General features: G+C 49.4%; 9 protein-coding genes and 1 pseudogene. 3 read left to right on the forward strand and 7 right to left on the reverse strand.

Annotation, left to right across the window (positions count from 1 at the left end; translation table 11 throughout):
* Nucleotides 1-80 precede the first annotated feature (80 nt).
* The 3 genes from O9139_RS03645 to O9139_RS03655 all read right to left on the reverse strand — a co-directional run bounded on the left by O9139_RS03645 (nt 81) and on the right by O9139_RS03655 (nt 3,921).
* Nucleotides 81-1,151: a response regulator transcription factor gene (locus tag O9139_RS03645; protein ID WP_270878091.1), complete on the reverse strand. Its 1,071-nt coding sequence runs from the start codon at nt 1,149-1,151 to the stop codon at nt 81-83.
* Entirely contained in the window at nt 1,148-2,959 is a 1,812-nt protein-coding gene (locus O9139_RS03650; RefSeq protein WP_270878092.1) for a sensor histidine kinase, read from the reverse strand. The genes O9139_RS03645 and O9139_RS03650 overlap by 4 nt, the downstream gene beginning before the upstream one ends.
* Nucleotides 2,960-3,081: 122 nt before the next feature.
* Complete coding sequence (locus O9139_RS03655) at nt 3,082-3,921, reverse strand: helix-turn-helix transcriptional regulator (protein ID WP_270878093.1); 840 nt, start codon at nt 3,919-3,921, stop codon at nt 3,082-3,084.
* A 133-nt stretch (nt 3,922-4,054) separates the two neighbouring features.
* Here O9139_RS03655 and O9139_RS03660 point away from each other — a divergent pair, with 133 nt between their 5' ends.
* Entirely contained in the window at nt 4,055-5,431 is a 1,377-nt protein-coding gene (locus O9139_RS03660) for an MFS transporter (protein WP_270878094.1), read from the forward strand.
* A gap of 56 nt (nt 5,432-5,487) precedes the next feature.
* On the opposite strand, the gene O9139_RS03665 is transcribed toward O9139_RS03660, so the two are convergent.
* Nucleotides 5,488-6,222, reverse strand: coding sequence for a YoaK family protein (locus O9139_RS03665; protein WP_270878095.1), 735 nt, complete (start codon nt 6,220-6,222; stop codon nt 5,488-5,490).
* A gap of 285 nt (nt 6,223-6,507) precedes the next feature.
* Here O9139_RS03665 and spoVB point away from each other — a divergent pair, with 285 nt between their 5' ends.
* On the forward strand, nt 6,508-8,046 hold the full coding sequence (gene spoVB / locus O9139_RS03670; RefSeq protein ID WP_270878096.1) for a stage V sporulation protein B: 1,539 nt from the start codon (nt 6,508-6,510) through the stop codon (nt 8,044-8,046).
* Between the two features lie 39 nt (nt 8,047-8,085).
* Here spoVB and O9139_RS03675 read toward each other — a convergent pair whose 3' ends face one another.
* From O9139_RS03675 to O9139_RS03685, 3 genes are all read right to left on the reverse strand, one after another.
* Nucleotides 8,086-8,898, reverse strand: coding sequence for an SDR family NAD(P)-dependent oxidoreductase (locus tag O9139_RS03675; protein ID WP_270878097.1), 813 nt, complete (start codon nt 8,896-8,898; stop codon nt 8,086-8,088).
* Nucleotides 8,899-8,969: 71 nt separating this feature from the next.
* Complete coding sequence (locus O9139_RS03680; protein WP_270878098.1) at nt 8,970-9,548, reverse strand: TetR/AcrR family transcriptional regulator; 579 nt, start codon at nt 9,546-9,548, stop codon at nt 8,970-8,972.
* A 116-nt stretch (nt 9,549-9,664) separates the two neighbouring features.
* Nucleotides 9,665-10,705, reverse strand: coding sequence for an NADH:flavin oxidoreductase (locus O9139_RS03685; protein ID WP_270878099.1), 1,041 nt, complete (start codon nt 10,703-10,705; stop codon nt 9,665-9,667).
* Between the two features lie 230 nt (nt 10,706-10,935).
* Between O9139_RS03685 and O9139_RS03690 the strand changes: the two are divergent.
* A pseudogene (locus O9139_RS03690) lies at nt 10,936-12,139 on the forward strand (IS3 family transposase); the annotation flags it as partial.

A 12,139-nucleotide genomic window follows, 5' to 3' on the forward strand; every position in this document is an offset into this window, starting at 1 on the left:
CGAATTCAGTATACCGGGAAGCTTATAAGAGCACATTGGACTGGATTTGCGCTGTTCATTGGACAATATTGATATCGGATTTACTCATGGCTGTCATTGCGGATTTGCCCTGGCGTCAGGCCAGTGACTTTTTTGAAAATACGGTGAAAATACGTCAAATCGGCGTATCCGACCGCTTCTGCGGCACTTTTGATAGAGGTTGCCGGGTTCTGCAGCAGCTGCTTGGCTTTCTCCACCCGCATCGTAATGATGTAATCCATCACAGTGGAGCCGACCTCTTGCTTAAATGTTCGGGACAGATGCTCCTTGCTCACAAAAAATTGCCCGGCAACCGATTCCAAAGTAATCGGCTCCGCATATGTGCGTTCAATATAGTGCCGGACTTCATCGATATTAATCCGAGTCTTGTTTCTCCGTTTCTGAATCAGTTCCTCCATCACGCCCATGTACGCCTCCGTCAACATATGGACCCATTGGGCGACCGGAGTGTCGTCCGTCACAATTAGCGTTCCTGTAGAAGCCGGGATGACGGACTTTGTGTCGGCCAGCATCCTTGAAACCTGTTCCTCCAGCAAATACATGAACTGCTTGTATAAAGAGTTGCTGATGCCCGCTTGCAGCGGTTCCAGAGCCGTCAGAACGGTCGCCAGCTCCGCAAACTTTTTGCAAACGCCTTCCACCTCCAGTCCTTGGAAATTTCTGGTTATTACCTGTTTGGCATCCGTCATCATATGCAAAATTTCCTTGTCGAGCGGTTGAACCGCATGAAGTCCCCGTGCGATCTGCAGCTCCCTGACGGCTTTCTCCAAAGCGCGGTTCAGCTCTTCCGGATGGATCGGCTTTAGTATGTACTCGTCCACCTTGGATTGAATCGCCTGCTTCGTATAGGCAAAATCATCATACCCGCTGATGACGATCTTCCGAATGAACGGGTAATCCTCCGAAAGCTTCTGCAGCAGCTCCACCCCGTTCATACCGCGCATTTTCATGTCTGTTATGACGATATCCGGTTGGATGCTCTGAATGATTTGCAGACCACTAAGGCCTTCTTCCGCCTCTTCCACCCGTACGATACCGAAACGCTCCCAATCCGCAAGTCGGCGTATGCTGTTCCGTGTCCAATATTCATCATCGATAATGACGGCCTTCATGCTCCAACCCCCTCGCTTTGCTTCGGGACTGACGGAATCACCAGCTTCACCGTTGTTCCCGCGTCCTGCTTGCTCGTGACATATAGTCCATAATCGCTGCCAAAAATAAGTTTAATCCTGGAATGAATATTGCTCATGCCCATGCTATCTCCCAGCTCTTGCTCGTCCGACTCTTGTGTGAGCTGTTTGCTAATCTGCCGCAGCCGCTCCTCCGCAATGCCGATGCCGTTGTCTTCAATACTGATCTCCAGCTCATCCAAAATCAGCTGTACGCGGATCGCGATCGACCAAGTCCCCATTTTCCCTTCGAGCCCATGCACGAAGCAATTCTCAACGATGGGCTGCAGCGAGAACTTGGGGATCTGACACGATCGGCACTCATCGTCGACGTCCATATGAATGAGCAACGTATCGTGAAACCGAATCTTCTGAATATGCAAATAATTGCTGACATGCTCCAATTCATTATCTATGGTAACGAGATCGGATTTCATTCGGATCGTATAGCGAAACAAATCGCTGATGGCACGGACATGCTCATAGATCTCCGGCACTTTTCGCTCAAGGGCAATACCGCCAATCGCCTGCAGCGCATTATACAGAAAATGCGGATTAATTTGTGCCTGCATCGCCTTTAATTGCGCGGTTCTCTTCTCGATCTTCGCTTTATACTCCGTTTGTATGAGTTCTTTAATCCGGAGCAGCATCGAGTTAAAGCGTCTTTCCAGCGTGCCGATCTCATCGCTTCGCACCTGGTTGACACCGACGTCGAAGTTTTGAAACTCCACTGCTTTCATCGACTTGGTCAAGCGAATAATCGGCTTCGTCGTGAAATACGCTGTCAGCACGGAAAAGGCAATCGCAAAACCGATGAAAATGACCGCAGTTACGAAGCTGAACGTCAGTGTCGAAGAAGCGCCTTGTGTCACATAACGCATCGGAATAAACTTGATTAGCCACATCTGATCGGATGCAACGGGCTGATAAAAAAGAAATCCTTCTTTTAATTGCCGGTAACCCGCCGAAGTCGGAGCGGAAACGATCTGTCCCAGTATGGATTTGTTGATAGAACCTGGCGTAGGACCCGAGTAGGGGTCATACATCATGTTCCCTCGCCCATCCACGATATACACTTCACTGCTCGACTCCGAATGCAGCATGTCCAGCACGCTGTTCATCATTTGCCAGCGGACATCCAGCGACACCCCACCGAGAATCTCGCGGTTCTCAAACCGGTTCATGCTGCGCACGATAGAGAACAAATTGCGATTCAAATTCGTCATCATGTTTACGCTTTCAAACGACATTTCGGCCTTTTGCCAATCCATGCTCGGCGTACTTAGCTGCGACGTGGCGCGGACAGCATCCTTATCCACTATAAACAATTGCTGCTTAGATTTCATAAACAATGAAATTCGCGCAATTTGACTATTATTGGCCGTATATAAGGCTCTCAGTTTCTCATCGATGTAACTATTTGACGCATTTTCCGAATTGACTGTTGCACTACTTATGGCGTCGCTACCGTTCGGAAACAAATTTTTATCTAACAAAACAGAATAGGCGATCGCTTGCAACTGATCGTACTTTTCATTGAAGTACTTGCCCGCCCACTCCATACGCGATTCATTGGAACGAATTACCTCCAAGCTTAACGACTGCTTCGTTGTCCGGGTAGCGAAAAGAGTGACTAAGCTTAACGGCAGCACAGCAATGACGACCATGATCAGCATTAGTTTATACCGAAGGCTCCTATTAAAAGGGGATAGCAGATGACGGAATATCTTCTTGCCTGTTACGAGTATCATTAGAATCCTCCGTCCTTGTATTGTTTTAAGAAGCCTCGTATTCTTCTATCCAATGTCTCTAACAAGATTATAGTAATTGCTCTTGACAAAAACAACAGCCGTGCATGCTGCACGGCTATTATCTAATCCGCTAAAAGCTGACGAAGCTTGAGGCTCGTATCGCTGTCATTTGTCGGTATATTGATCGTGACCGTAAGATGCGGAGCATCCGACACTAGAAACGAAATCTGGTCGAAAATCAGCAATCCGACCGACTTATGGTGATTGATTTTTTTGCCCTCAGGACCGTTCAGTACATCGTGCTGTGGCCACCATGCCCTGAATTCCTCGCTGGCGTGATTCAAATCCCCGATAAGTTCCAGCCACCAAGGATCACCCGCAAACTTGCCATAGCTGGCGCGAAATTGCGCTAAACGGTGACGCGCATGCGCTTCCCAGTTGTCCTGCAGCATGTCACGCACGTAGGGTGAAGTGAATGTCCGCCAAACCGTGTTACGCTCCCGGGCCGACATCGCCGCATAATCACCATAAATCAAGCTTGCCGCCCTGTTCCAGGCGACAATATTCAAGCGCTGATCACTCACATAGGCTGGACTTGTTCCCTGCAGATCAAGGAAGTCTTGCAAAGTCGGACTCACTGTCGTTTCGACCAGCGTCAGATCAGCAGGCAGCTGCTGCAATGCCAGCAAAAACAAATGTTTGCGCTCATTCACATCAAGCTGGAGCGCCCGGGCAATGTTCTCGAGCACTTGCGCCGATACTTGAATATCCCGCGCTTGCTCCATCCACGTGTACCAATCCACGCTAACACCTGAGAGCTGCGCCACTTCCCCGCGACGAAGACCCGGCGTTCGCCGCCGGCCTCCTCCAGACAGCCCGACTTGCTCAGGTGAAATACGGGCGCGGCGCGTCCGCAAAAACTGGGCCAGCTCATCCAGCCGTGTTTGATTTGATAGTTGCATAAGTGTCACCTGCTCCCTCTTGTCGCCTATCATAGGATCGATAGTCCCATGATAAACCCTCATCTTATTCTAGTATAGAATTCATTGTACACTTTCCAAGATGACGAAAACAAAAGATGGAAGGTGAGTTGGATTGGAAAAAGCAATGCTATCGAGCACGACCGGAAAGTTGGCGAGAACCATGCTGCTTCTTGGACTTGCGCTCGGATACTTTATGGTTCTGTTAGATATGACGGTGGTGAGTGTCGCCCTACCGGCGATTCGCGCCGATCTAGGGGGTGGGATAACCGGGCTGCAGTGGGTGGTCAACGCCTATACGATCGTCTTTGCCGGATTCCTGCTATCTATGGGGGCGCTAGCTGATCGTTTTGGCGCTAAACGTCTCTACATGGGCGGGCTCGCGTTATTTCTCCTGGCATCAGCTGCTTCGGCAGCCGCAGCATCGCTAGGCATGCTGATCGGGTTGCGAGCTCTCCTCGGTCTTGGCGGCGCAGCGTTGATGCCAGCCTCACTTACTCTGCTGGCGCATGCTTACCCTGAACCCGCGGAGCGCGCCAGAGCGCTTGGCATTTGGGCAGCAGTTACCGGTGCGGCAATGGCAGCGGGCCCTGTTGTTGGCGGACTGTTGGTGGATGCTTTGGGCTGGCGCAGCATCTTCCTGATCAACGTGCCTCTGGCCGGCATCAGCTTAATAATGACGTTCATGTACGTAGGGGAAACGGATCGTACATCGGGTAGAAGCTTGGATGCGGGGGGGCAAATCACGGCTATTATCGCCATAGCTGCTTTGTCGTTCGGGTTGATGGAGGGGGCAACGTATGGATGGCACTCCCCTGTTATTATCGCCGCATTCCTTCTGGCGCTAATCAGTGCGGGATTGTTTTGGAAGATAGAGTCGAAGGGCCAATCCCCGCTGCTCCCGCTCCGCTTATTTCACAATGCGACGGTATCGGCCGGCATGTGTGCGGGGATGGCGATCAACATCGGCTTATCCGGAGTTTTATTCGTCTTGCCCATATTTTACCAACAAATTCAAGGTTTATCCGCCCACATGACAGGCCTCGCACTCCTTCCCATGATGATTCCGCTGGCCTTCAACCCCATGCTAACCGGGCGTCTGGTTGGCAAGGTCGGCGCGCGGATACCGATGACAATCGGTTTTTGCCTCAGTGCGGCCGGGACCTTCCTGCAAATGAAGACGGAAATGGACACTGGCTATGCCACTACGATCCTAGGATTGCTATTGATCGGATTCGGTGTATCCTTTACGATCCCCGCGTTAATGGCGGCTGTCATCTCTTCCGCTCCACGAGAACTAACTGGTTCGGTATCAGGCGCGCTAAATGCAAGCCGCCAGCTTGGCGCAACGCTAGGCGTCGCGATCATCGGCTCCATGGTGAGCAGCAGCAGCTCGTTTATAGCCGGCATGCATGTGTCGCTGCTCGTTACTACAGTTATTTTGTTAGGTGGAAGTGTGCTTTCGTTCGTATATATTGGTAAAAAAACATAAAGTGAGAAATGAATAAAAGCCTACACGACGAAAGTGATGTAGGCTTGTTCGTACTTCTAGCTGTTCTTAACACCTGACGCTTTCTTGCCGATTGATTCCAGCTTTGGAAAATACGTCACTGCTGTAACCAGGATTAAAGCTACGAGCACGATCGGTACCCAAATGATCGCCAAGGGATACGATCTTTCTGCAACGGTTGCCATAGCAGCACCTAAGCAGTAGATCACGATGGCCGCCAGCCGGAGCATTGAATCCCATTTGATGGAAGGGAAGTGGTTATTCCGCACCCAGCCTCGGATCGTCGACACGACATCTTCGATCACGTTGGCCAAATTGTTCGTTAATACCGTTGTAGATATGGCCGCGACTCCTAAACGCCTCGCAGCTGTCGTCTGCATGCCCATGGCAAGACTTAATAGGGTGATCAGTAAGTAAATCATTGTTTCAGATGGCGATGAATCGGACAGGGTCATGATTGCAAATAAGAGTAAGAACCCGCCTTCAACGGTTAAGGCAGCCGTTACACTTTTGGGCCAGAAGGATGTATCCGTGGTTCTTCCGATGATGACCGCGGCAAACCCTGTTCCCATAATAAAACCAACAAGCGCGATCAGTGAACGCAGAATGGCAAAGCCTTCGGCATGTCCAATGGCCAGCCCCATCAAAACAATATTACCGGTCATATTTGAAGTAAATACGTGCCCAAGGCTTAAATAACCGACCACATCCACAATACCGGACGTTAAACATAGTGCAAGAATAATCACATGGCGGCAGGCAACCGACGTCATCCGCTTACAGCTCCTTTCCGGACTGAAACATGAACTACTATAAAATACCACATTTGCAGACAAGCGTCATACGATTAAAGATTTTTGATAGGAATAAAGCATTCCATATTATATTCTCCTATAAAAACAAAAAGCCGCGATATACGCGGCTTTGACGTGACATGATCTCGTCACACTTGACAAGTTCTTTGTTCAGTCCTTTTGGACAAATAAGCATGTTCACCTTATTTTTCGAATAGGTAAATACAATGGAACTATTTGAACAACAGGAGGACATGATGCCCAATGTCACAACCATCGCAAGCCTTCATGAGAGGTACGTTTTTCTTGTCCGTCGCCGCGTTTATTAACCGCATCCTCGGCTTCATCAGCGGGATGTTCGTCGCCAGGGTGCTGGGTGCGGAAGGAATCGGCCTATTGATGATGGCGCATCCCCTGGTTCCGCTGGTCATCACGATTACGGAATTAGGTTTGCCGGTCGCCATATCCAAGCTGGTCGCCGAAGCCGATGCCCGCGATGACCGGGTTAAGGTGCGACGCATCCTGCACGTCTCGTTGTTCGTCACCGGCTTCTTGAGTGTCACCCTGACGACACTTTCCCTGCTCGGCTCCGAGTGGATTGCCTCCGTCCTGCTTAGCGACCAGCGCGCGTATTACGCCATGCTCGCAATCACGCCGATTGCGCCGATCGTTGCCGTATCCGCAGTGCTGAAAGGCTACTTCCGCGGCAAGCAGCGGATGCATACGATCGCTGCGTCCGATGTGTTGGAGAACACCGTGCAGATTGCCTGCGTGCTGGCCTTGGTGCATGTCCTGCTGCCTTACGGTGTAAGTTACGCCGCTGCCGGGGCGATGGCCGCTTCGGTCGCCAGCGAGATCAGCAGCCTGCTGTTTCTGCTGGCCAGTTACAAGATGCGCGGCGAAGTCAAATTGCCGGGCGAGACGTGGTCAGCCCACCTGCGCCATGGCCGCTCGACCCTCACGGAGCTGCTTCGCATCGGCTTGCCGACGACCGGCAATGGCGTGATTCATTCGCTCTACGGCGCCTTCCAGCCATTGCTCATTACAACAAGCTTGGCCGCCGCCGGCATCGGAACGGCTATGGCGACCAAGCAATTCGGCATGATCGCTGGGTATGCCTTCCCTTTGCTCTTCATGCCCAGCTTCATTACGCAGTCGCTTTCCACGGCGCTCATCCCCGCCATCAGTGAAGCTGCCGCCAACAAGGACAGCCTGCTGATGCACAGCAGAATGGAGCAAGCCCTGCGCCTCGGTCTTTGGATCGGCGCGCCGGCCACCGTCATCTTGTACGTTTGGTCTACGCCGCTCACTACACTGATCTATCATGCGCCGGAGGCCGGATTGCTGCTGCGAATTTTGGCGCCGATGTTTTTCATGCATTATTTTGATGCGCCGCTGCATGCCATTCTGCTGGGACTCGGCCGCGCGAACGCCACCCTGTGGAATTACGCCGTCACCACGGTGTTCAAGATTGCCGCCATCTACGTGCTTGGCAGTCAATACGGCATCGCTGGTATTGCTTTTGCCCTTGGCCTCAGCATGGTCCTCATTGCGATGCTCAACTTCTACTCCATCTCTGGCAGCATCGGGTTCTACATGGACATCCGCCCTTTCGCCAGGGTCGTATTCTCGATGATCATTATGATTCTGTGCGGCGAGTCCGCGATACGGTACCTGGAAAGTTTGGAGCTTTCTATGCTATGGAACACCCTGGGTTCCATTGGCTTCTCGCTGCTCGCCTACTTTACGGCCATGTCCGTCACGAAAGCATGGAGCCGAAGGAGCAAAAGTATTTATTCCTAACAGGCCTTTATCCGGGGGTGTTCGAAGTCAGCTCGATCATCAATCTGCTTGAGCCGAACGCTCCCGCCATGTGTTGACCTCTTCCAGACGTTTCGTATAAGCTTCCCGAATCGTATAAGCCGCTTGCGAACCAATGGGCAAGCGAAGCGGCGCTTGACCGCTTTTGATCACAGAAATGATCGTTTCCACAGCTTTGGCTGGCTCGCCAATTTTCAAGCTCGATATCCCTTTTTCATAAGCTGCATACAGAGGAGCATATTCTTCTTTCTTGTCCGTTTGCTCCAGCGAATGACCTAAGAACTCGGTAGCAAACACGGCTGGCTCTACGATCGTTGTCTTAATCCCAAAGCTGGCGAACTCTTGCGCGAATGCTTCGGAGAAGCCTTCAACAGCAAACTTAGAAGCAGCGTACAAGCTGTAAGGGGGCATGGACCAGGTTCCAAAGAATGATGAAACATTGACATAATGCCCGAAACCCTGGCGTTTAAAAACGGGCAGTGTCGCACGGATGACATCGAGTACGCCGAACACGTTGACGTCGAACTGCTTGCGGATTTGTTCGTCCGTATACTCCTCCAGCATGCCGAAGAGCCCGTAGCCAGCATTATTCACGACAATATCGATGGTGCCGAAGACATCTAAAGCTTCTTGAACGGCAGTTTGAATTTGCTCCTTGTTGGTCACGTCCAGCGCGGCAAGGTGAACACGATCTGGTGCCAGTTGTTTAAAATCTTGAATAGCCTCCAGTTTGCGTGCTGTTGCGACGACCTTGTCTCCTGCTTTCAGCAGCTGCTCCACGAATTGACGGCCAAATCCTGTCGATGTTCCTGTAATCAACCATACTTTACTCATTGTTTTCAATCTCCTTTATTTTTATTTGGGAACGATCATTCTAATATGGGTAAAAAAATTTGATCGCTCCCTTAGGTATCTAGCTTAGACATCGCGGAATCTGCGATGCGGTGCAGTTTCTTTTTATCAGCCGAAGTTCGGGCGAGCACACGCAATCCAAGCAGCGAGTTATGCATATCCTCTGCAAGCTCACTGGCGTCACGAGTGGTCGCAAACTCCCCGTTCTCCTGGCCTTTCCTTATCAGATCGGCAAGAAGCTTCTCCACGATCACAAAACTTTCACTCGCTTGTCCGTCAATTTCGTCATCATGTGGAGCGAGCTCAACGGCCATATTGACAAACAGACAACCTGGCGGCTTACCTTCATAGCCATCAATCATAAAATCAAACAGGTATTGTATAGCTTGTCTGGCGCTGCCCGCGCGTGAGATGCCGGATTCGAAATGTCCGTTCAAAAACTTTTTATATCGTTCGATAGCTAACAGAAACAACTGGTGCTTATCACCAAACGTATCGTACAAGCTTCTTCGATGAATGCCTAAATGAGTGACCAAATCATTGATCGATGTTTTCTCATAGCCTTGTATCCAAAATAAATGCATAGCTTTCAGCAGCACTGCATCCTCATCGAATTCCTTCGTTCTCGGCATGGGTCAATCTCCCTTCTGATATAGTTATAACATAACGGGAACGATCAGTAAAGAATAATCTTTACTGATCGTTCCCGTATATCAATTTAATATGCTTATTTTAATCGACTATCATCTTAGAAAAGAGTTTTTACAGCCTCGGATGTGAACGGGATCAACTCAGCAGTCCGATTGTCGCGGATTTTGATCGCCCACGCTGGATCCACGATGAATGGGCGCCCCACGGCCACTAGATCGAATTCTTGCCGCTCGAGCCGCTCAATCAGCGCTTCGATGCCTGTGTTGCTCGATCCTGTTTTTTCCGTAAAAAAGCTCATAAAATCGCTATCCAGACCAACGGACCCGACCGTAATTGTTGGCTTGCCCGTCAGCTTTTTGGTCCATCCGGCAAAGTTCAACTCGGATCCAGTGAACTCAGGCTCCCAGAAGCGACGCGTTGAGCAGTGGAAGATGTCCACGCCGGCAGCAATTAATGGTGCCAAAAACTGCTCCAGCTGTTCAGGCGTTGCAGCCAATTTGGCCGTATAATCACTTGCCTTCCATTGAGAAATACGCAGCACGATAGGAAAATCCGGCCCAACCGCGCGGCGGCAAGCTTCAACCACCTCAACGGCAAATCGGGTCCGTGCAACCATGTCGCCGCCGTAGCTGTCTGTGCGCGTGTTTGTTTTCTCCCAGAAGAACTGATCTACTAAATAGCCATGCGCTCCATGAATTTCAATGCCATCAAAGCCAATTCGTTTCGCTTCGAACGCGGCCTGGGCAAAAGCTTCAACGATCGCCGCAATCTCCGTTTCCGTATAATCGCCAACATTTCCGCGCGCGCCCATATGCCAAAGCTGCGGAATAATCCGGCCTCCTGCCTCGTGTACTTCAGCCACTACGTGGGCCCAGCCCGCTAAAGCTTCCTCCCCATAGAAATGCGGGACGTTCGCAATATTCGATGCATCCGGGTGGTTGATGACAGTTCCCTCTGTGACGATAAGACCAACTCCGTTCTCAGCCCGGCGACGGTAGTACGCTGCCACATCTGCACCCGGCACCCCATTCGGGGAAAATTGGCGGGTCATCGGCGCCATCACGATGCGATTCGCCAGATCCATGTTTTTAGATGAGAATGGTTGGAATAACGATTGTACAGTTTGCGTTTTATTCATAGGAAACCTCCACATTTGAAATAATAATTTAGTTCATATCTGCAGCATCTTACTAGCTGCCACGAAACTGTTATTGATTTAATTACTGTTACTAAATCAATTACAGTATAAGGATATCCTTTCCTACTGTCAATAAGGAATTCGACTTTATTAAAAACTTAAAGCAGCCGAGCAAGATGTGAACTGCACCCCATTTGTTAGACACGACTAACAATGGAGGTGCAGTTTTTTTGCCTAATTTCAGTTTAGATGAGAAATTGAAGGCCATTTTTAAGTATCAGAATGGTACGGAAGGAATTAAAAGCGTTGCAAAATCATTAGGGATAAACCATGAAGTTTTACGTATGTGGGTTAGGCAATACGAATATCACGGGGTAAAAGCTTTTGAAAAGAGCTATACAGCTTACAGCATGTCATTTAAACTAGACGTACTCAACTATATGAACGAGCATGGGACGTCTCCAAATGAAGCTGCTGTCATTTTTAATATTTCCTCCCCTGGGATCATTAGAAAATGGCGCAATCAATTTAATGAAGATGGAAAGGACGCCCTGAAATCAAAGAAAAAGGGGCGCCCACTTATGACAAATAAGAAAGAGAACAATTCGAAAAAACTAGAACCTGCGGAGGGTTCAGTTGAAGCTCTGAAAGCAGAAATAGAACGTTTGCGTATGGAAAATACCTATCTAAAAAAGTTGAATGCCTTAGTTCAAAACAAGGAAAAATCACCAAACAAGACAAAGCACAAGTAGTCTATGAATTAAGGCTTGAATTCCCGGTGGTTGCATTGCTAGCGTTTGCTGACATCCCTCGTAGTACCTTTTACTACTGGGTAAAGCAGTTGAATAAGCCCGATCTAGACAAAGATCTAAAACTCCTTATTCGATCCATTTACATCGAACATCAAGGACGTTATGGCTATCGTCGTATCCGTGATGAACTATATAATCGGGGACATCGGGTTAATCATAAAAAAGTGCAGCGTATCATGAAAGAATTAGGCTTGAAATCAGTGGTGCGTATGAAGAAATATCGTTCCCATAAAGGAACAGTAGGTAAAATTGCACCTAACGTACTCAATCGTAATTTTCACGCGGAAAAACCAAATGAGAAATGGGTTACCGATATTACGGAATTTAAGCTATTTGGAGAAAAGCTGTACTTATCACCTGTTTTGGACTTGTTTAACGGTGAAATTATCACTTACACAGTAGGGCCCCGCCCTACTTATTCCTTAGTCTCTGAGATGCTAGATAAGGCCTTTAAACGCTTATCCGAAGAGGATGAACTCCTCCTACATTCGGATCAAGGCTGGCACTACCAGATGAAGCCGTATCAACATGCTTTGAAGAAACAAGGAATTACCCAAAGCATGTCACGCAAAGGAAATTGTTACGATAACGCGGTGATGGAGAACTTCTTTGGCATTATGAA

Origin of the sequence: Paenibacillus aestuarii (assembly GCF_027789125.1) — a bacterium.
In the GTDB taxonomy this organism is placed as follows: Bacteria; Bacillota; Bacilli; order Paenibacillales; family NBRC-103111; genus Paenibacillus_E; species Paenibacillus_E aestuarii.